Source organism: Streptomyces sp. NPDC052052 (assembly GCF_040680455.1).
Lineage (GTDB): Bacteria > Actinomycetota > Actinomycetes > Streptomycetales > Streptomycetaceae > Streptomyces.
In genome coordinates, this window is sequence record NZ_JBFAWU010000029.1 from 22,940 (window position 1) to 43,239 (window position 20,300).

Annotated in this window: 18 protein-coding genes; 5 read left to right on the plus strand and 13 right to left on the minus strand. The window is 71.4% G+C overall.

Going from position 1 to position 20,300, the window contains the following annotated elements; all coding sequences use genetic code 11:
- Positions 1–33: 33 nt before the first annotated feature.
- The 5 genes from AB0L71_RS28705 to AB0L71_RS28725 all read right to left on the minus strand — a co-directional run bounded on the left by AB0L71_RS28705 (position 34) and on the right by AB0L71_RS28725 (position 6,681).
- Positions 34–2,163 (minus strand): 3-hydroxyacyl-CoA dehydrogenase NAD-binding domain-containing protein, encoded by a 2,130-nt coding sequence (locus AB0L71_RS28705; protein WP_365248310.1) that lies wholly within the window; start codon positions 2,161–2,163, stop codon positions 34–36.
- Positions 2,160–3,389, minus strand: coding sequence for an acetyl-CoA C-acyltransferase (locus AB0L71_RS28710; RefSeq protein WP_365248312.1), 1,230 nt, complete (start codon positions 3,387–3,389; stop codon positions 2,160–2,162). The genes AB0L71_RS28705 and AB0L71_RS28710 overlap by 4 nt, the downstream gene beginning before the upstream one ends.
- A 323-nt stretch (positions 3,390–3,712) precedes the next feature.
- The gene (locus AB0L71_RS28715) at positions 3,713–4,987 is read right to left on the minus strand and encodes a ribonuclease D (protein ID WP_365248314.1); all 1,275 of its coding nucleotides are present in this window, start codon (positions 4,985–4,987) and stop codon (positions 3,713–3,715) included.
- Between the two features lie 112 nt (positions 4,988–5,099).
- Positions 5,100–5,762 carry a response regulator transcription factor gene (locus AB0L71_RS28720; protein ID WP_365248316.1) on the minus strand — a complete coding sequence of 221 codons (663 nt, stop codon included), beginning with the start codon at positions 5,760–5,762 and terminating at the stop codon, positions 5,100–5,102.
- Positions 5,763–6,021: 259 nt separating this feature from the next.
- A complete protein-coding gene (locus tag AB0L71_RS28725; protein WP_365248318.1) occupies positions 6,022–6,681 on the minus strand; it encodes a DUF3000 domain-containing protein in 660 nt (219 codons plus the stop codon).
- Positions 6,682–6,793: 112 nt separating this feature from the next.
- On the opposite strand from AB0L71_RS28725, the gene hemE reads away from it, so the two are divergent.
- A complete protein-coding gene (gene hemE / locus AB0L71_RS28730) occupies positions 6,794–7,846 on the plus strand; it encodes a uroporphyrinogen decarboxylase (protein WP_365248424.1) in 1,053 nt (350 codons plus the stop codon).
- 28 nt (positions 7,847–7,874) lie between these two features.
- Here the strand turns inward: hemE and AB0L71_RS28735 are convergent, their stop codons facing one another.
- Complete coding sequence (locus tag AB0L71_RS28735) at positions 7,875–9,263, minus strand: FAD-dependent oxidoreductase (protein WP_365248320.1); 1,389 nt, start codon at positions 9,261–9,263, stop codon at positions 7,875–7,877.
- A 37-nt stretch (positions 9,264–9,300) separates the two neighbouring features.
- Positions 9,301–10,266, minus strand: a complete 966-nt coding sequence (locus AB0L71_RS28740; protein ID WP_365248322.1) for a DUF4349 domain-containing protein — start codon at positions 10,264–10,266, stop codon at positions 9,301–9,303.
- A 127-nt stretch (positions 10,267–10,393) separates the two neighbouring features.
- Between AB0L71_RS28740 and hemG the strand changes: the two genes are divergently transcribed.
- Both hemG and hemQ read left to right on the plus strand, forming a co-directional pair.
- Positions 10,394–11,878 (plus strand): protoporphyrinogen oxidase, encoded by a 1,485-nt coding sequence (gene hemG / locus AB0L71_RS28745; RefSeq protein WP_365248324.1) that lies wholly within the window; start codon positions 10,394–10,396, stop codon positions 11,876–11,878.
- Positions 11,879–11,882: 4 nt separating this feature from the next.
- Positions 11,883–12,596, plus strand: a complete 714-nt coding sequence (gene hemQ / locus AB0L71_RS28750; RefSeq protein ID WP_365248326.1) for a hydrogen peroxide-dependent heme synthase — start codon at positions 11,883–11,885, stop codon at positions 12,594–12,596.
- Between the two features lie 248 nt (positions 12,597–12,844).
- Here hemQ and AB0L71_RS28755 read toward each other — a convergent pair whose 3' ends face one another.
- The 4 genes from AB0L71_RS28755 to AB0L71_RS28770 form a co-directional block, all read right to left on the minus strand.
- Entirely contained in the window at positions 12,845–13,384 is a 540-nt protein-coding gene (locus AB0L71_RS28755; protein WP_365248426.1) for a DoxX family protein, read from the minus strand.
- Positions 13,385–13,768: 384 nt separating this feature from the next.
- Positions 13,769–14,803 (minus strand): TIGR04222 domain-containing membrane protein, encoded by a 1,035-nt coding sequence (locus AB0L71_RS28760; protein ID WP_365248328.1) that lies wholly within the window; start codon positions 14,801–14,803, stop codon positions 13,769–13,771.
- 5 nt (positions 14,804–14,808) lie between these two features.
- Positions 14,809–16,131 (minus strand): DUF692 domain-containing protein, encoded by a 1,323-nt coding sequence (locus AB0L71_RS28765; protein ID WP_365248330.1) that lies wholly within the window; start codon positions 16,129–16,131, stop codon positions 14,809–14,811.
- 148 nt (positions 16,132–16,279) lie between these two features.
- Complete coding sequence (locus AB0L71_RS28770) at positions 16,280–17,002, minus strand: aminoacyl-tRNA hydrolase (protein WP_365248428.1); 723 nt, start codon at positions 17,000–17,002, stop codon at positions 16,280–16,282.
- Between the two features lie 231 nt (positions 17,003–17,233).
- Here AB0L71_RS28770 and AB0L71_RS28775 point away from each other — a divergent pair, with 231 nt between their 5' ends.
- Positions 17,234–17,911 carry an AIM24 family protein gene (locus AB0L71_RS28775; protein WP_365248332.1) on the plus strand — a complete coding sequence of 226 codons (678 nt, stop codon included), beginning with the start codon at positions 17,234–17,236 and terminating at the stop codon, positions 17,909–17,911.
- Positions 17,912–17,989: 78 nt separating this feature from the next.
- Complete coding sequence (locus AB0L71_RS28780; protein ID WP_365248334.1) at positions 17,990–18,187, plus strand: hypothetical protein; 198 nt, start codon at positions 17,990–17,992, stop codon at positions 18,185–18,187.
- An 82-nt stretch (positions 18,188–18,269) separates the two neighbouring features.
- Here the strand turns inward: AB0L71_RS28780 and AB0L71_RS28785 are convergent, their stop codons facing one another.
- Entirely contained in the window at positions 18,270–19,649 is a 1,380-nt protein-coding gene (locus tag AB0L71_RS28785) for an alkaline phosphatase PhoX (protein ID WP_365248336.1), read from the minus strand.
- A gap of 125 nt (positions 19,650–19,774) precedes the next feature.
- On the minus strand, positions 19,775–20,200 hold the full coding sequence (locus AB0L71_RS28790; RefSeq protein ID WP_365248338.1) for an OsmC family protein: 426 nt from the start codon (positions 20,198–20,200) through the stop codon (positions 19,775–19,777).
- Between the last annotated feature and the right edge of the window lie 100 nt (positions 20,201–20,300).

Consider the following 20,300-nt stretch of genomic DNA (forward strand, 5'->3'; position numbering starts at 1 on the left):
TCCGTACGGCCCGTCGCCGTTCTCGGTCAGGTGTTACGCCGGAACGCTGGCCACGCCCTGCGCCAGGAACTTCTTGCCGTTGACGCGCTCCGAGACGCCCTCACGGTCCAGGTACGGCGTGATGCCGCCCAGGTGGAAGGGCCAGCCCGCGCCGGTGATCAGGCAGAGGTCGATGTCCTGGGCCTCGGCGACGACGCCCTCGTCCAGCATCAGGCCGATCTCCTGCGCGACCGCGTCCAGGACCCGGTCGCGGACCTGCTCCTCGGACAGGACGACATCGCCCTGCTTGAGGAGTGCGGCGACCTCCGGGTCCAGCTCGGGCTTGCCGGAGTCGTACACGTAGAAGCCGCGCTTGCCGGCCTTGACGACGGCCGCGAGGTTCTCGGAGACGGTGAAGCGCTCCGGGAAGGCGCGGTTCAGGGTCTCGGAGACGTGCAGACCGATGGGCGGGCCGACCAGCTCCAGCAGCACCAGCGGGGACATCGGCAGACCGAGCGGATCGATGGCCTTCTCCGCGACCTCGACCGGGGTGCCCTCGTCGATGACGTTCTGGATCTCGCCCATGAACCGGGTGAGGATGCGGTTGACGACGAACGCCGGGGCGTCCTTCACCAGTACCGCGGTCTTCTTCAGCTTCCGCGCCACACCGAACGCCGTGGCCAGCGAGGCGTCGTCGGTCTGCTCACCGCGGACGATCTCCAGCAGCGGGAGGATCGCGACCGGGTTGAAGAAGTGGAAGCCGACGACCCGCTCGGGGTGCCGCAGCTTCGACGCCATCTCGGTGACCGAGAGGGACGAGGTGTTGGTGGCGAGGATCGCGTGCGCCGGGGCGACCGCCTCGACCTCCGCGAACACCTGCTGCTTGACGCCGATCTCCTCGAAGACGGCCTCGATGATGAAGTCGGCGTCGGAGAAGCCCTCGGCCTTGTCCAGCACACCGGAGACCAGGGCCTTCAGGCGGTTGGCCTTGTCCTGGTTGATCCGGCCCTTGCCGAGCAGCTTCTCGATCTCGGCGTGGACATAGCCCACGCCCTTGTCGACGCGCTCCTGGTCGATGTCGGTCAGCACGACCGGCACCTCCAGGCGGCGGAGGAACAGCAGGGCCAGCTGCGAGGCCATCAGACCGGCACCGACGACACCGACCTTGGTGACCGGGCGGGCCAGGGACTTGTCCGGAGCCCCGGCCGGGCGCTTGGCACGCTTCTGGACCAGGTTGAAGGCGTAGAGCCCGGAGCGCAGTTCGCCGCCCATGATCAGGTCGGCCAGGGCCTGGTCCTCGGCGTCGAAGCCCGCACCCAGGTCGCCGTTCTTCGCGGCGGCGATGATGTCCAGCGCGCGGTACGCGGCCGGGGCGGCGCCGTGCACCTTGGCGTCGGCGATGGCCCGGCCGCGGGCGACGGCCTGGTCCCAGGCCTCACCGCGGTCGACCTCGGGGCGCTCCACCGTGACCGTGCCGTTCAGCACGTCCGCGGTCCAGATCAGCGACCGCTCCAGGAAGTCCGCACCCTCGAAGAGCGCGTCGGCGATCCCGAGCGCGAAGACCTGCTTGCCCTTGAGCTGGCGGTTCTGGTTCAGCGAGTTCTCGATGATCACCGAGACGGCGCGGTCGGCGCCGATCAGGTTCGGCAGCAGCGCGCAGCCGCCCCAGCCGGGAACCAGGCCGAGGAAGACCTCGGGCAGCGAGAACGCGGGCAGCGCCTTGGAGACGGTGCGGTACGAGCAGTGCAGACCGACCTCGACACCGCCGCCCATCGCCGCGCCGTTGTAGTACGCGAACGTCGGGACCGCGAGGCCGGACAGACGGCGGAAGACGTCGTGGCCGCCCTTGCCGATGGCCAGCGCGTTGTCGCGGTTCTTCAGCAGCTCGACGCCCTTGAGGTCGGCGCCGACCGCGAAGATGAACGGCTTGCCGGTGATGCCGACGCCGGTGATCGCACCCTCGGCGGCCTCCTTCTCGACCTGGTCGATGGCGGCGTTCAGATTCGCCAGCGACTGCGGTCCGAAGGTGGTCGGCTTGGTGTGGTCCAGGCCGTTGTCCAGCGTGATGAGGGCGAAGCGGCCCGCACCGGCCGGAAGGTCCAGGTGGCGTACGTGCGCCTGGGTGACGACCTCGTCGGGGAACAGCTCGGCCGCACCCTTCAGAAGCTGAGTGGTGGAACTCACTTGCTGCCTCCGGCTGCGGTGTCGAAGTTCGGGTTCTCCCAGATGACCGTCGCGCCCATGCCGAAGCCGACGCACATGGTCGTCAGACCGTAGCGGACCTGCGGCTGCTCCTCGAACTGGCGGGCCAGCTGCGTCATCAGACGCACACCGGAGGAGGCGAGCGGGTGGCCGTAGGCGATGGCACCGCCGTACTGGTTGACGCGCGCGTCGTCGTCGGCGATGCCGTAGTGGTCGAGGAAGGCGAGCACCTGCACGGCGAACGCCTCGTTGATCTCGAACAGGCCGATGTCGTCGATGGTCAGCCCGGCCTTGGCGAGGGCCTTCTCGGTCGACGGGATCGGGCCGTAGCCCATGACCTCCGGCTCGACACCGACGAAGGCGTACGACACCAGGCGCATCTTGACCGGGAGGCCCAGCTCGCGGGCGACGTCCTCGGCGGCGAGCAGCGAGGCGGTCGCGCCGTCGTTGAGCCCTGCGGCGTTACCGGCGGTGACGCGGCCGTGGGCGCGGAACGGGGTCTTCAGACCGGCCAGGGACTCCAGCGTGGTGCCCGGACGCATCGGCTCGTCGGCGGTGACCAGGCCCCAGCCCGTCTCGCCGGCCTCCGCGTTGGTGCGGCGCACCGAGATCGGGACCAGGTCCTGCTGGATCTTGCCGTTGGCGTACGCCTTGGCGGCCTTCTCCTGCGAACGGACCGCGTACGCGTCCGCGCGGTCCTTGGTGATCTGCGGGTACCGGTCGTGCAGGTTCTCCGCGGTCATGCCCATGAACAGGGCGGACTCGTCGACCAGCTTCTCCGACACGAAGCGCGGGTTCGGGTCGACTCCCTCGCCCATCGGGTGGCGGCCCATGTGCTCGACCCCACCGGCCACCACGACGTCGTACGCGCCGAAGGCGATGGAGCCGGCCGTCGTGGTGACGGCGGTCATGGCTCCGGCACACATGCGGTCGATGGAGTAGCCGGGGACGGACTGCGGCAGACCGGCCAGGATTCCGGCGGTACGGCCCAGCGTCAGGCCCTGGTCGCCGATCTGGGTGGTCGCGGCGATGGCGACCTCGTCGATCCGCGCGGGGTCCAGCGCCGGGTTGCGGCGCAGCAGCTCCCGGATGGCCTTCACGACGAGATCGTCGGCGCGGGTCTCGTGGTAGATGCCCTTCGGGCCCGCTTTGCCGAACGGGGTACGGACGCCGTCGACGAAGACGACGTCCCGGATGGTACGAGGCACGATGGCTCTCCTCCAGGGTGCGGGATGGCACTGCTGCGGGGCACGCCTGAAGGCGCGCCGCTCCCCTCATGCTACTTGCGGGTAACCAGACTGCCCAGCCCTTGTGTCCGGAGCGGCGAAGGTCACATGCGGGCGGGCGGGTGACGGGGCCGCCCCTGCCCTGTCGCGGCCCGGCATGGAGGCCGGCACCGGGCGGGTCGGTGAGCCGTACCGGAACGCCGAACGCCGGACGGGGCGGTGGGAACGGCCCGTCCGGCGATCGAGGACAGTGCGCGGCCCGAGCCGCGCACGTCGGCGTGATGACGTCCCTGGTCGGCGGCGCCTCAGGACGCCGACGCGAGCGCGCGGACCAGGAGCGGGGTCACCTGCTCGATCTGCCAGTGCCGCGCCCCGTACGCGGTGAGCAGGGACTCGACGGAGTCGGCGGTCGGATTCTTCGGCGGTTCCCAGCAGACCCGGCGCACCGTGTCCGGTGTGATCAGGTTCTCCTGCGGCATGTGCAGCTGCTCGGCGAGCCGGGACACCGCCGCGCGGGCGGCCGAGAGCCGGGCCGCTGCCGCCGGGTCCTTCTCCGCCCAGGCGCGGGGCGGCGGCGGACCGGCGAGGGCCTGACCGGGCTGCGGGAGCTCGGCGTCCGGCAGTGCCTTGGCCCGGTCGACGGCCGCCTGCCACTGCTCCAGCTGGCGCCGTCCCATGCGGTGACCGAACCCGGGCAGCGCGGTGAGGGCGTGGGTGTTCGCCGGGAGCGCGAGCGCCGCCTCGACGATCGCGGCGTCGCTCAGCACCTTGCCGGGGGAGACGTCCCGGCGCTGGGCGACCTGGTCGCGCGCGAGCCACAGTTCCCGCACCACCGCCATCTGACGGCGGCGGCGGACCTTGTGCATGCCGGAGGTGCGGCGCCAGGGGTCCTTGCGCGGGGGAGCGGGCGGTGCCGAGGCGATGGCGTCGAACTCCTCGCGCGCCCACTCCAGCTTGCCCTGCCGGTCGAGCTCCTCCTCCAGGGCGTTGCGCAGATCGATCAGTAGCTCGACATCGAGTGCCGCGTAGCGCAGCCAGGGGTCGGGCAGCGGGCGGGTGGACCAGTCGACGGCGGAGTGGCCCTTCTCCAGCGAGTACCCGAGCACGCTCTCGACCATGGCTCCGAGGCCCACCCGCGGGAAGCCGGCCAGGCGTCCGGCCAGCTCCGTGTCGAAGAGGCCGGTGGGGGTCATCCCTATCTCGCGCAGACAGGGCAGGTCCTGGGTGGCGGCGTGCAGGATCCACTCGCTGCCGCACAGGACCTCGCCGAGTCCCGACAGATCGGGACAGCCGACCGGGTCGATCAGGGCGCTGCCCGCGCCGTCGCGCCGCAGCTGCACGAGGTAGGCGCGCTGGCCGTAGCGGTAGCCGGAGGCCCGCTCGGCGTCGACGGCCACCGGGCCGGAGCCCGCGGCGAAGGCGGCGATCACCCGGGCCAGGGCGTCGTCGGACGCCACCACCGGGGGAATGCCCTCTCGCGGTTCGAGCAGGGGGATCGGCGCCGGGGCGACGTCGGCCGGGGGAGCGCCCCCGGTGGTTCGCAGTGGAGTGTCTGCTGCGGTCTCTTGGGCGTCGGTCACGTGTCAAGGGTATCCGGGTATGCGCGACGCCCGTCGACGGAACGTTCCGCCGACGGGCGTCGGTGTATGTGAACCAGCCGGTCCGCAGTGAGGCCCGGCCAGGGGTGGGGGGTCAGTGGATGATGCCCGTGCGCAGGGCGACGGCGACCATTCCTGCGCGGTCACCGGTGCCGAGCTTGCGGGCGATGCGGGCGAGGTGGCTCTTCACGGTCAGGGCGGACAGGCCCATCGAGACGCCGATGGCCTTGTTGGACTGGCCCTCGGCGACCAGCCGGAGGACCTCGACCTCGCGGCCGGAGAGTTCGCGGTAGCCGCCCGGGTGGCTCGGGGCGCCGGGGGGCCGGCGGTGCATACGGGCGGCATGGGCACCGATGGGGGCGGCGCCGGGACGGGTGGGATGGCCGATATTGGTTCGGGTGCCGGTGACGACGTAGCCCTTCACGCCGCCCGCGAGGGCGTTGCGTACGGCGCCGATGTCGTCGGCGGCGGAGAGGGCGAGGCCGTTCGGCCAGCCGGCGGCTCGGGTCTCGGACAACAGGGTCAGCCCGGAACCGTCGGGCAGATGGACGTCGGCTACGCAGATGTCGCGTGGATTGCCGACGCGGGGACGGGCCTCCGCGATGGACGACGCCTCGATGACGTCACGTACTCCGAGGGCCCACAGATGGCGGGTGACGGTGGAACGGACGCGTGGGTCGGCCACGACGACCATGGCCGTCGGCTTGTTCGGGCGGTAGGCGACCAGGCTTGCGGGCTGCTCTAGGAGAACGGACACCAGGCCTCCTGGGGAGTGGCGGAACGGGCCGGCTCGGGGATGAAGCCGGGGCGAGCCGTGCTTGAAGGGTCATTGACCTCTTCGGCAGCAGACCCGTGGTCCTTTAGAGGAAGATCACTATTTGGTGAGTAACAATTCGGGCAAATCGGACGCGCGATCGATTGTACGACAAGAATCTTGGTGATTTTAGGACAAATGTGACGCGTCGTTACAGAAGAGGCCAAAGCTTAGGTCGGATTCAGGACAAAATCAGAAACCTTCACGGCCCCTGCGGACCGCGCCGCTGAGGGAGGGTCACCACCGAGGCATCGGACGGTCCGGACGGCGGCAGGCCGGCGATCTGGCACAGCAGATCACCCCACGCCATCAGATGGGCCGCCGTGTCCGGCACCCCGTCGCGGCCCTCGCGCGGCGTCCACGACGCCCGGATCTCGATCTGTGTCGCGGGACGTCTCGTGGCCAGTGCACCGAAGTAGTGCGACCCCGCCAGGGTCACCGTGCCGCCCGCCTCGCCGTACGACAGCCCGCGCGCCTCCAGGGCGCCGGTCAGCCAGGACCAGCAGACCTCCGGAAGCAGCGGATCGGATGCCATCTCCGGTTCCAGCTCGGCCCGGACCAGCGTCACCAGACGGAAGGTCCCGTGCCAGGTCTCGTGCCCGTCCGGATCGTGGAGCAGCACGAGGCGGCCGTCGGCGAGATCCTCCTCGTCCTCGACGACCGCGGCCTCCAGGGCATAGGCGTACGGAGCGAGCCGTTTGGGCGGCCGCATCGGCTCCACTTCCAGCTCGGGGCGCAGCCGGGCCGAGCACAACGCGTCCACCGCCGATCGGAATGCGGGTGGGACGGAACCACCCTCCGCGCTGTCCTTGCAGTCAGCGCCATCGGATTGATCGGAGAACTGTTCCTGAGCCGCGGCCATGCGGGGAAGAGTAGGCGGAACCGGAGCGTCGTGCAGGGAGGGACACCCTGGCGGGCCCGGCTCCTTCCGGCTTCGTGCGAAGATTCTCGGTGTGAGTGCCAACGATCGCCCCATGGGCCAGCAGACGAAGACCTCCGCCACCCATGAGTCGGCGTTCCTCAAGGCATGCCGGCGCGAGCCCGTGCCGCACACGCCGGTCTGGTTCATGCGCCAGGCCGGGCGTTCGCTGCCCGAGTACCTGAAGGTCCGCGAGGGCATCCCGATGCTCGACTCCTGCATGATGCCGGAGCTGGTCGCGGAGATCACCATGCAGCCCGTGCGCCGGCACAAGGTCGACGCCGCGATCTACTTCAGCGACATCGTCGTCCCGCTCAAGGCCATCGGCATCGACCTGGACATCAAGCCCGGCGTCGGCCCGGTGGTCGCCGAGCCGATACGCAGCCGTGCCGACCTCGCCCGGCTGCGCGACCTCACGCCCGAGGACGTCCCCTACGTCACCGAGGCGATCGGACTGCTCACCGCCGAACTGGGCGCCACCCCGCTCATCGGCTTCGCGGGCGCGCCGTTCACGCTCGCGAGCTACCTCGTGGAGGGCGGCCCGTCCCGCAACCACGAGCACACCAAGGCCCTGATGTACGGCGACCCGCAGCTCTGGGCGGATCTGCTCGACCGGCTCGCCGAGATCACCGGCGCCTTCCTCAAGGTGCAGATCGAGGCCGGCGCCTCCGCCGTCCAGCTCTTCGACTCCTGGGTGGGTGCGCTGTCCCCCGCCGACTACCGCCGTTCGGTGCTCCCCGCGTCGGCGAAGGTCTTCGAGGCCGTCGCATCGTACGAGGTCCCGCGCATCCACTTCGGCGTCGGCACCGGCGAACTCCTCGGCCTGATGGGCGAGGCGGGCGCGGACGTCGTCGGCGTCGACTGGCGCGTCCCGCTGGACGAGGCCGCCCGCCGGGTCGGCCCCGGCAAGGCGCTCCAGGGCAACCTCGACCCCGCGGTGCTCTTCGCGCCGACGGCGGCGGTCGAGCAGAAGACCCAGGAGGTGCTGGACGCCGCGGCGGGCCTGGAGGGCCACGTCTTCAACCTGGGCCACGGCGTGATGCCGTCGATGAACCCGGACGCGCTGACCCGCCTCGTGGAGTTCGTGCACGAAAGGACCGCACACTGAGCCGCGGCGGACGCCGGGCACCGCACACTCAGGCGGTCCCCGCCCGGCGCAGCGCCTTCACCGTCTTGCGGGCCGCCACCAGGACCGGGTCCCAGACCGGTGAGAACGGCGGGGCGTAGCCCAGGTCGAGGGTGGTCATGTGGTCCACCGTCATCCCCGCCGTGAGCGCCACGGCCGCGATGTCCACGCGCTTGGCGGCTCCCTCCCGGCCCACGATCTGCACGCCGAGGAGCCGCCCCGTGCGGTACTCGGCGAGCATCTTCACCGTCATGGGCTGCGCCCCCGGGTAGTAGCCCGCGCGGCCCGTCGACTCGATCGTCGCGGTGACGAACCGCAGGCCCACCGCGCGGGCGTCCTTCTCCCGCAGCCCGGTGCGGGCGATCTCCAGGTCGCACACCTTGCTCACCGCCGTACCCACCACCCCCGGGAAGGTGCCGTAGCCGCCGCCGACACCGGCCCCGATGATCTGGCCGTGCTTGTTGGCATGCGTACCCAGCGCGATGTGGCGGGTGCGGCCGGCCACCAGGTCGAGGACCTCGACGCAGTCGCCGCCCGCCCAGATGTTGTCGTGCCCGACGACCCGCATCGACAGATCCGTGAGCAGCCCGCCGTGCGGCCCCAACGGCAGGCCGACGGCCCGCGCCAGCGTCGTCTCCGGCTCGACACCGATACCGAGCACCACCACGTCCGCCGGATACGAGGTGTCGCCCGCGGCGACCGCGCGGACCCGGCCGTCCGGGCCGGTGCGGATCGCGGTGACCTCGGCCCGGTTGACCGTGGTGATGCCCAGCCCGTCCATCGCCTCGTGGACCAGCCGTCCCATGTCGGGATCGAGCGTGGCCATCGGCTGCTCGCCGCGATTGAGGACGGTCACCTCGAAGCCGTGCTTCAGCAGCGCCTCCGCCATCTCGACGCCGATGTAGCCCGCCCCCACGACGACCGCCCGCCGGTGCCCCGGCGCCACCCGGTCCAGGGAATCCAGGAGCGCCTGCCCGTCGTCCAGCGTCTGCACCCCGTGCACCCCGGGGGCATCCATGCCGGGCAGGGGCGGACGCACCGGACGGGCTCCCGTCGCGATCACCAGCTTGTCGAAGCCCGTCCAGTACGACTCACCGTTCTCCCGGTCCAGGGCCCGCACCCGCTGCCCGGCCACGTCGATCTCCGTGACCTCGGTGCGCATCCGCAGATCCATGCCCCGGGCCCGGTGCTCCTCGGGCGTACGGGCGATGAGGGCGTCCCGCTCGGTGACATCGCCACCGACCCAGTACGGGATGCCGCAGGCCGAGTACGAGGTGAAATGGCCCCGCTCGAAGACGACGATGCCCAGCTCGTCGGGGCCCTTGAGCCTGCGGGCCTGGGACGCGGCGGACATGCCTGCCGCGTCACCGCCGATGACCACCAGTCGCTCCGCCGTCATGCCAGGTCCCTTCGACATCGAGTCCGAAGGGACCACGCTACGACGCCGGAGTCGGGGACGAGGACTCCGACGGCTCGGGCACCCGCGGCGCACGCCGTCCCGGCAGCCGGGAGCGCAGCAGCCGCCACAGCAGCAGGAGCACGGCGGCCGAGGCCAGGAACGGGGCCGCGGCGCCCACCGCCATCGTGAGCCAGCGCAGCATCGTGACGAACGCGTCCCAGCCGCCGCCCAGCGCGTCCAGGAACCCGGGATCGTCGTCGCTCTCCGTCGCCGCCTCCGGCTCGGTGAGGTCGAGCGTGATCGTGGCGAGCGTGGTGCGGTCCTTCAGCGAGTCCTGCCGGGCGAGCAGCGACTCCAAGGTGGCCTGACGACTGCTCAGTTCACCTTCCAGGGCGACCACGTCGGTGATCTTCTCGGCCCGGTTCATCAGGGTGCGCACTCGTGCCACACTCGCCCGCTGGGTGGCGATCCGGCTCGCCACGTCGACCACCTGGTCGGTGACGTCCTTCGCGGACGACGTACGGGACAACAGCTTCCCGGTACCCGCGAGTTCCCGCAGCGCCGCGGCGTACTCACCCTGCGGGACGCGCAGCTCCAGACGCGACACCTGATGGGAGTCGTCGATCCGCTCGGTCTCCTCACTGGCCACCAGGCCGCCCGCACGCTCCGCGACCGAACGGGCGGCCGCGACGGCCTTCGGCACGCTCTTCACCTCCACGGAGAGCGAGGCGGTACGGATGACGTGCGTGGCCGCGGGCAGGGAGACGGACTTCTTCGCCGTTGCCGACGAACTGTCGGTATCCTGCGCCGACTTTTCGGCCCCGGAGGCCGCGGCACCCTGCGCGCCCGACCCGGCCCGGACCGCACTCTTGCTGTCTCCGGCATCCGAGTCGCTCGCACCGCTGCAGCCGCTCAGGGTCAGGAGGCCGGCCAGGAGTCCGGCGGCCAGGATCGTGCGTGAACGACGGCCGGACGAACGGCTGCGATGGCGGTCTGTCTGCATAACTGCTCCCCCAGGACGGGTGGTTGATGGTGCCGCTTCGACGTGCCGGGCCCGGGTCCGGGTTTCCCGATCCGGGTTTCGAAGTGGTCACGTTCAGGACTCGGAAGAGGTTTGAGAGAGTGGAGGCATGCAGCGTTCAACAAACCGCGCAGACACAGCCACGGGCCATGTCGTCGTCATCGGCGGAGGCATCGCCGGTCTCGCCGCCGCGCACCGACTCCTCGGAGCCGGGCTGCGGGTCACCGTCCTGGAGTCCTCCGGCCGGCTCGGCGGCAAGCTCATGACCGGTGAGATCGCGGGGACCCAGGTCGACCTCGGCGCCGAGTCGATGCTCGCCAGGCGCCCGGAAGCGGTCGCCCTGGCCCGCGACGTCGGGCTCGCCGACCGCCTCCAGCCGCCCGCGACCGCCACCGCATCGGTCTGGACGCGGGACGCCCTGCGCCCCATGCCCAAGGGACATGTGATGGGCGTCCCGGGCGATCCGGCGGTGCTCGAGGGACTGCTCTCGCCCCAGGGCCTCGCGCGCATCGCGCAGGAGCGCGACCTCACCCCCACCCCCGTCGGCGACGACGTCGCGGTCGGCGCGTATGTCGCCGACCGGCTGGGCCGCGAGGTCGTCGACCGGCTCGTGGAACCGCTGCTCGGCGGTGTGTACGCGGGCGACGCGTACCGGATCTCGATGCGCGCCGCCGTCCCGCAGCTCTTCGAGGTGGCGCGGGAGGGCGGCTCGCTGCTCGACGGTGTGCGCCGCATCCAGGAGCAGGCCGCCGCCCGGCAGCAGACCGGACCGGTCTTCCAGGGCATCGACGGCGGCATCGGCACCCTGCCGGACGCGGTCGCCGACGCCGTGCGCGCGGCCGGCGGCGAGATCCTGACAGCCACCCCCGCCCTCGGCCTCACCCGCGGCACCGACGGCTGGTCCGTCCGCACGGACGCCCGGGTGTTCACCGCCGACGGCGTCGTGCTGGCCACTCCCGCCTGGTCCGCCTCCACCCTGCTGGCCGCCGAGTGCCCGGCCGCCTCCACCGAGCTCGCCGGCGTCGAGTACGCGTCGATGGCGCTCGTCACCCTGGCGTTCCGCCGCTCCGACGTGACCGCCACCGCCCTGGACGGGCGCTCCGGCTTCCTCGTGCCACCGGTCGACGGCCGCACCATCAAGGCGTCCACCTTCTCCACCCACAAGTGGAACTGGGTCGCCGACAGCGCCCCCGATCTGTTCGTCCTGCGCACCTCCGTCGGCCGCTACGGCGAGGAGGACCACCTGCACCGCGAGGACAGCGAGCTCGTCGACGTGTCGCTGCGCGACCTGGCCGAGGCGACCGGTCTGGCCGCGAAGCCCGTGGACAGCGAGGTCACCCGGTGGATCGGCGGACTGCCCCAGTACCCCGTGGGCCACCTCTCCCGGGTCGCCCGGATCCGCGACGAGGTCGCCAAGCTGCCGGGCCTGAGGGTCTGCGGAGCCGTGTACGACGGTGTCGGCATCCCGGCGTGCATCGCGAGCGCCCACCGGGCAGCGGACGAGATCGTCGCCGGACTGACCGGCGGGATGGCGGAGGAGATCACCGACATGCCGACCCCGGTTCCAGGCACACGGAGCGAGGCGGGACAATAGCCGTATGAGTGCGCCTGAGAAGCTCCCCAACGCCGGTAAGAAGGCCAAGGACCTCAACGAGGTCATCCGCTACACGCTGTGGTCCGTCTTCAAGCTGCGCGACGTCCTGCCCGTGGACCGGGCCGGCTACGCCGACGAGGTCCAGGAGTTGTTCGACCAGCTCGCGGCGAAGGACGTCACCGTCCGCGGGACCTACGACGTCTCCGGGCTGCGGGCCGACGCCGACATCATGATCTGGTGGCACGCCGAGACCGCGGACGAGCTGCAGGAGGCGTACAACCTCTTCCGGCGCACCAAGCTGGGCCGGGCACTGGAGCCGGTCTGGTCGAACATGGCGCTGCACCGCCCCGCCGAGTTCAACAAGTCGCACATCCCGGCGTTCCTGGCCGACGAGACGCCGCGCAACTACATCAGCGTCTACCCCTTCGTGCGCTCCTACGACTGGTACCTGCTGCCGGACGAGGACCGCCGCCGGATGCTCGCGGACCACGGGAAGATGGCCCGTGGCTACCCCGACGTCCGGGCCAACACCGTCGCCTCCTTCTCGCTCGGCGACTACGAGTGGGTCCTGGCCTTCGAGGCGGACGAGCTGTACCGCATCGTCGACCTGATGCGTCACCTGCGGGGCTCCGAGGCGCGGATGCACGTCCGCGAGGAGGTTCCGTTCTACACCGGGCGCAGGAAGTCGGTCGCAGACCTGGTGGCCGGGCTCGCGTAGCGAGCGCGCTCAGGCCACCCCAGCCCGGAAGGTCAGAAGACGGGAACCGGCGCGCTCCGCGCCTGCCCGTCGTTCCAGCGACACCGGGTTCGGTTTCGGGTCCGCCACAGGTCACGACCTGCGGCGGACCCGTTTTTCATGGAGCGGCACGCGGGGTGCGGTGGCCGTCCGCGCCCCGTGCGCGCGTCCCGCCCGAACGGGACAGCCGTCCTTCCGCGCAGGTCACCAGCAAAAAGGCGGGACAGCCTTCACAGGCTCAACGCGAGCCCCGCGGTGATACCGCCGACGCACAGCGCGAAGGCGGCTTCCCGCCAGCCGCCCTTGCCCCAGCGGAAGGGCCGGTCGAGCGCCAGGCGTCCGGGCCCGATGGCAGCGAGGGCGAGTGCGGTGACGGCGATGCAGATGTTGTACTCCAGGCCACCCTGAGTCACCCACAGACCGTTGGCCGCGGCGACGGTCACCATGGCGTTGATCATCACACCGATCAGGGCGGCCGCGGCCAGCGGTGTGAACAGGCCCAGGGCCAGACCGATGCCTCCCAGGAACTCGGAGGCACCGCCGATGGCGGCGTAGAGCGTTCCGGGATGGTAACCGAGCGCGGCGAACACCTTGCCCGTGGCCGTGAGGCCCTCGCCACCGAATATTCCGAAGAGTTTCTGACAACCGTGTCCTGCCAGCAGCAGGCCGAAAGTGATCCTGAGAAGGAGAAGTCCGCAGTCGGCGGCGGACACCCGTGCGGCCGGGGCCCGGTCCACCGGCTCGGGTGGGGCACGCAACTGCTCGACGATCGATTTCACCGGGGGCTCTCTTCTGCTCCGGGCTCCCGGGCGGTGCCGAAATACCGCCGGGGAGACGGCGGGGCGGGATGGTCGGTCACCATGGCGCCTGTGGGACAACGCCAGATGCGAAGAGCGCGGCATCACCACAACGCAGTCGCAGGGGGACATCGACTGGACGGGCGTCACCGTGCTCGCGGCGGTCCGGTCGGGCCGCCGGTCATGGTTTCGTCATGACACGGACTGACCTCGGCTCGTCGTTCTCATCGTCACTCCTTTCGTCCTCCGCCGTCGAGCCTGCGGCGCGGGGGTCCATGCGATACCGGCACAGACAGGTATCCATGGGTCCGTTGAGCGGGCGGAGGGTGCGCCGGCGCGGACCGGGGCCGCCGTCGCTCAGGTGCTGCTGCCGCAGCTGGAACTGCTTCCGCCCCCGCAACTGCTGCTTCCGCAGCTGGAGCCGCTGGAGCAGCTGCCGCCGCTCGAACCGCCGCAGCTCGCCCCGGAACCGCAACCGCCGCCCCCGCCTCCGCTGTCGTGCGCGCTTCCGCAGCCGCCGTTTCCGGGGCCCGTACCGGCGCACCACACCGTCGGGGCGACGAACATCCCGGAGGAGCCGGCAGAGCCGGAGGCACCGGAGGAAGAGGACGAGAACGAGCTCGAGTGCGGAGGCCGCCCCGGCTGGGGCATGCGGGCCGCCGCGACCAGCTGCGCCTGGAGTACGGGATCGGGCAGGGCCCGCAGTCCCTGCATGGCCACCAGGCGAGCCGGATCTGCAAGGTGCGCGTGGGCCGCGCGGTACGCATCGGCTGCCCGGCGTCCGGCTCTGGTGACCCGTCCCCGGGCGACAGCGGCGCAGACGAAGCCGATCGGGATGCCGATCACGAGGGCCGGCAGCACTCTGAAGGCGAACGGTACGGAGAAGTCCGGGCCGGCCGAGGTGTCGGCCAGGATCTCCGTTGCCGTCAGCACGACCGCGACGGGAATGGCCAGCACACAGAACACCCCCTGCGCGAGGCCCCAACGGCACCATCTGCGGCCCGTTGCGGGCGGGGCCAGCAGCCCCCGGGCCGCGAGCCCGTCGCCGATCTCCTGCACCGCAGGGTGGCGCATCACCGCCTCGCGCAAGGCGCGCAGTGCGCCGCTGGCCGCCCCGGCGTGCTCCTGGAGCACCGCGCGCTCCACCGGGTCCCGGGCGTCCGCCCGCTGGACGGAGACGATGCCGGGACCGCCGACCATGAGCCGTCCGTCCGTATGCATCGCCGTGAGAGCGGTGTCGACCACCCGGCCCGGACCGCCGTTCAGAAAGGCGACCTCGAAGTGGTCGTGGACGGGGCCGTCGGACCCGCCGCGGGCGCGTACGAGCCCCACGATCAGGAGGACCGAGGAGACCGCGACGCCGAGGTCGACGAGCAGGGCGAGGGTGGGCATGACGGTCACCTCCCGGCCAGTGCCGCACGGGCCGCCCGGACCAGCCGCGTGGCGCGGCGCGGCGGTCGGGCACCGGCCCGGTCCTGCCACCAGTGGGTCAGCCGTCGTCGTGCCCGGTCGTCGGCGGGCAGGCCTGCGATCAGCAGCCCTTCGGCGAAGTTCAGCGCATCGCGCCGGTAGCCGCCGGACATCGGACGGGTCCTGGCGTACGCGAGGAAGGCGTCCCGGTAACCGGCTCCCAGGATCTGCGGGAGTTCGGGTGCCACCTTGGCGACGACCCCGGCCCGCTTGGCGGCCAGCGCGTGGCTCTGGACGGCGAGACGGCGGTGGTCGAAGCCCTGCGGGACGGGTGTGCCCGCGACGAGGGCGGAGAGCAGCGCGGTCTGGGCGACCGCGACCCGGTCGCGCACGGCTTCCAGGGACGTGCCGGTCCGCCGCCGCGGCGCGGGGGAGGAGACGGACCGCCCGCCCCGGACCGGCGACACGCCGCAGTCACGGACCGGGGCCGCCGCCCGGTCCAACGTGGTGCGGATCGCGGTCAGTTCGCCCGCGAGTTCCTCGGCCGGCGGGAAGTCGTCGTCCCGCTCCAGGAGCACGCCCGGCGGGTCGACCCGGGAACGGAGTTCGGCGAGGACGTCGAGCACGGGCTCGGTGACCGGGTGGGCATGCGTGTCGTGCCAGACACCGTCCTTCTCGACGCCGCCCGCCACATGCACGTACGCGATGGCCTCCACCGGCAGCTCGTCCAGCGCGGCGGCCGGGTCCTCGCCACGGTTGACGTGGTTGGTGTGGAGATTGGCGACGTCGATCAGCAGCCGGACCCCGGTGCGCTCGACCAGCTCCGCCAGGAACTGGCCCTCGGTCAGCTCCTCGCCGGGCCAGGAGATCAGAGCCGCGATGTTCTCCAGCGCCAGCGGCACCGGCAGCGAGTCCTGCGCGATCCGCACGTTCTCGCACAGCACGTCCAATGCGTCCCAGATCCGTGGCACCGGCAGCAGATGGCCCGCTTCCAGCCCCGGCGAACCGGTGCGCGGACCCCCGGCCCGTACGAACGCGATGTGCTCGGTGACCAGCGGGGTGCCGAGCAGTTCCGCGCGGGCGGCGAGATCCGCGAGCCGGCCGGGGTCGGGGCGCTCGACGCCGCCGAGGCCGAGCGAGACCCCGTGCGGTACGACGGTGACACCCCGCTCCCTGAGCCGTACCAGCGCATCGGGCAGATGGTCGGGGCAGAGGTTCTCCGCGACCGTCTCCACCCAGTCGATGCCCGGCAGCGTCTCGATGGTGTCCGCGATCTCCGGCCGCCAGCCGATGCCTATTCCCAGCCTCATGTCGTCCCCCTCCGCCGTTCCGTGCAGGACTCATGGCCCTGACGGCGGGCGGCGAATCCGAGGGAGGGGACGTTCAGAGGATGATTTGAGGTTCCAGCGTGGCTTCGGCGCTGCGGCGCTGCGGTGCAGCGGAGGGCCGGCTGCCGGATCAGCGTAGGGCGGGATGGTCGGCGACCACCGTGCACGACCCCGGAGCGATCTCGGTGAACCCCGCGTCACGCACCACCGGCAGACCGCTCGCCGTGAGCTGCTGCCAGCGTCCCGCGTCCGCGGTCGCCACCGACAGCGGGAAACCCGCCTCACGCCAGGCCGTGCGCTCCGCCGGGGACAGCTCCCACCAGGCGAGCTGCGCGCCGTGTCCGGCCTGCGCCATCGCCTTGCCCGCCGACATGTCCAGCTGCGGGTTCAGCCACAGCACCGGGCCGGTGGGATCGGGTGCGGCCGGCGGCTCGGGGTCGTCCAGATCCGTCCCCGACACCTGGAGCTTCGCCAGCTCCTTCGGCCAGCCGTCCAGCGGCACCGGCGGATAGACCCGTACCTCGGCGCTCTCACCCGTGACCGTGATGCCCGGCAGCGCGGACGCCTTGCGCCACTCGGCGCCGCGCGCCCGCCGGACCACCTTGCGGATCCGGGCGTCCTGCCAGTCCCGCATCAGCTGCGCCCACTCGCCCTCGCCGTCCGAGCGCTCGTCGGAGAGCATCACGAGCACCGCGCGGGCGGCGGTCCGCAGCGCGTCGGTACGGGCCGGGGGAGCCGTCTTCTCGATGTGCACGACCAGCGGCAGCACGTACTGCGGAGCCTCGTCGCGGCGGGTCCGTCCGTCCCGGAACGGGCTCTCCGCCGCAGGCGGGCAGGGCAGGACGGGCGTCAGGGACGGGGAAGGGGATGCGGAGGTGTCGTGGTCGTTCACCCGTCCCAGTCTGCCAGCTGGGCGGGGGGCCGATTCCCGGCGGATCCCGGCGCGGCTCGGCGGACCTTGGCGGGCGGACCTTGGCGGGCGGACCTTGGCAGGTGGACCCGGCGGACCCGGCGGCCCCGGCGGACTTTGGCAGACCCGGGCGGACCTTGGCGGAACGAATCGCTCCGGGTGACCATGCACCGCATGAAGAGCGATCTCTTTTCCAGTGAGCACATGGCGCAGCCGGCAACCGCCCCCGGAATGTCCCTGCAGAACGCCAAATCCATCACATACGCCGTCAACGGCGAGATGCACGCCCGTCAGGGATCCATGGTCGCCTTCCGTGGCGATCTGCAGTTCGAGCGCAAGGGGCAGGGGATCGGCGGCATGCTCAAGCGCGCCGTCACCGGAGAGGGGCTCCCGCTGATGGCGGTGCGCGGCCAGGGCGAGGTCTGGTTCGCGCACGAGGCGGCCAACTGTTTCATCGTGGAGATGGAGCAGGGCGACGTCCTCACCATCAACGGCCGCAATGTGCTCTGTTTCGACACCACGCTCTCCTACGAGATCAAGACCGTGAAGGGTGCCGGGATGACCGGCGGGGGCATCTTCAACACGGTCTTCACCGGATACGGCAAGCTCGGCCTGATGTGTGAGGGTCACCCGATCGTGATACCGGTCACGCCCCAACAGCCGGTCTGCGTCGACACGGACGCGGTGGTCGGCTGGAGCGCCAACCTGGCGACATCGCTGCACCGCTCGCAGAGCTTCGGCTCGATGATGCGCGGCGGCTCCGGGGAGGCCGTCCAACTGCGGCTGGACGGGGAGGGATTCGTGATCGTGCGGCCCAGCGAGCTCAAGTCCGAGAAGGCGTCGGCCAACTGATCCCGAGCGGGACGGGCCGCCGGTGCGGCCCGGACGGACGGGTCCGCCCCGCTGCGTGACTTCAGTACCTTCGTACGCATGGATGACGAGTCGTACTGCGGGACCTCCGACACGGCCGCCGAGCCCGCCGACGGGACGGAGACCGTCGAGGGACCCCCGTACGCGGAGTGCGTGCTGTGCCGGAAGCCGACCGAGTACCCGGACTCGGTCAAGGGCAGCACGCTCTGCCCGGTCTGCGCATGGCAGGAGGCCCAGCGCACGGCGTGCTCAGGCTGAGACCTCCCGCCCGGGCGGGAGGTACTCCGGCCGGAGACGTGCGGTCCTGCCGCGGCCCCGGCCGGACTGGTGCCTCAGCGTGTCAGCGCCACGGCCCCGTCACCGCGAACGTCGTCCCCGGCGTATAGCAGTTGACGAACATCGTCCCGCCGTCCGGAGCGAAGGTGACCCCGGCGAACTCGCCCCATGCGGGTTCCTCGGGCGTCCCGATGTTCTGCCGGCCCCGCGCCATCGGGTACACCTCGCCGCCCCGCGTCAGGCCGAACACATGCTGGGCGCCGTCGCCGTCCTCACACACCATCAGGCCGCCGTCGGAGGCCAGGCAGATGTTGTCGGGCGACTCGCCCGGCAGCTGGACGTCCGTAGCGGGACCGAAGACGATCACCAGGGTCAGACGGCGCCGCTGCGGCTCGTACCGCCACACCTGTCCGTAGTGGTCGGCGGCGGAACCCTGCGAACTGTGCGCGAAACTGGAGACGAAGTAGACCGCGGACCCGCCCCAGTAGCAGCCCTCCAGCTTCTGCGCGTGGGTGATGCCCTTCGGGCCGAAGTCCTGGAAGCGGATCGGGGTTTCGGCCGCCTGTGGATCCGGTACGGGAACCCACTCGATGCCCTCGAAACGCGCACCGGTCTCCTGGACGGCGGAGAGGTCAGGGATCCCCGGCACCCGCATGGCCTCCAGATGACCTCCGGCCCGCAGCGAGCCCGTCCCGCCCAACGGCTTGTCCGGCAGGAAGCGGTAGAACAGCCCGAAGGGCTTGTCGAACGCGTCCTCCGTCTCGTACACGATCCCGTTGCCCGGGTCGATCGCGATCGCCTCGTGCTGGAAGCGGCCCATCGCGGTGAGCGGTACGGCACCGGTGCGGTGCGGATCGGCGCCGTCCACCTCGAAGATGAAGCCGTGGTCCTTGGTGTAGCCGTTGGTGCCGGCCTTGTCCTCGGTCTCCTCGCAGGTCAGCCAGGTGTTCCAGGGGGTACGGCCACCCGCGCAGTTCACCGCCGTACCGGCGATGGCGACGCGTTCGCCGAGGACATTGTTCCGGCCGTCCAGCTCCAGGGCCGTACAGCCGCCCTTGCCCATCGGGTCGTAGGTGAGACCCTCGACGGTCGGGACCGGGATCCTTCCAGTGGCGCGGTTCTCGTGGTTGCGGATGAGCCGGACCTGGCCGTGCCGGCCGGCGAAGGCGGCCATGCCGTCGTGGTTGCTGGGCACCTGGCCCTCGCCGGAGCGGAGCGGGTCGCCCTCCCGGGACAGGACTCGGTAGCTGAAGCCCTGCGGGAGGTCGAGCAGACCGTCCGGATCGGGCACGAGCGGGCCGTAGCCGCTGTGACCGCGGGCGGCGGCGGTACCCGCGAAGAGTTCGCGCAGAGCCCCGGTGAAGGCGATCGAGGCCACGGCCGCGCCGCTGGTGGTCAGGACCTGTCGTCGTGTCGCGAGCCGTCGTACTGCTGCTGATGACATGAGGCAACTCCCTGCTGGCGGACAGGAGAAGTGACCCGCATGTGTGTACCACGCGTATGGTCGCGCGGAAACCATGCGGGTCACCGAACCCCCTGCGTGTCACGGGCCCACAGGGGCCCGTGGGGTCAGGCCAGGGACGCGCTGAGCGTGATCTTCGTGCCCGTGAGCGCCTGGCTGACCGGGCAGTTGGCCTTGGCGTCCTCGGCTGCCTTGACGAAGTCCGCCTCGTCGATGCCCGGCACCTCGCCCTGGACGGTGAGGTGGATGCCGGTGATGCCGGTGCCGGGCTGGAAGGTGACCTCGGCCTGGGTGTTCAGCCGGGTCGGCGGGGTGCCGGCCTTGGCCAGGCCGTTGGACAGCGCCATCGAGAAGCAGCTGGAGTGGGCCGCCGCGATGAGCTCCTCGGGGCTGGTCTTGCCGTTCGCCTTCTCCGCGCGGGAGGGCCAGGAGACCTCGTAGTCGCCGATGCCGGAGGAGTCGAAGGTGACGACACCCTTGCCCTCGATCAGGTTGCCTTCCCAGACCGTGTGCGCCTGACGTGTGGTGGCCATGATGGATCCCTTCGAACGGTGTGCGCGGTTTCACGGGAGTCCCGAGGCGCCCGGGGGTGCCTCGGGCGTACCGTCCGGATCTGCTCCGGGCGGTACGCCC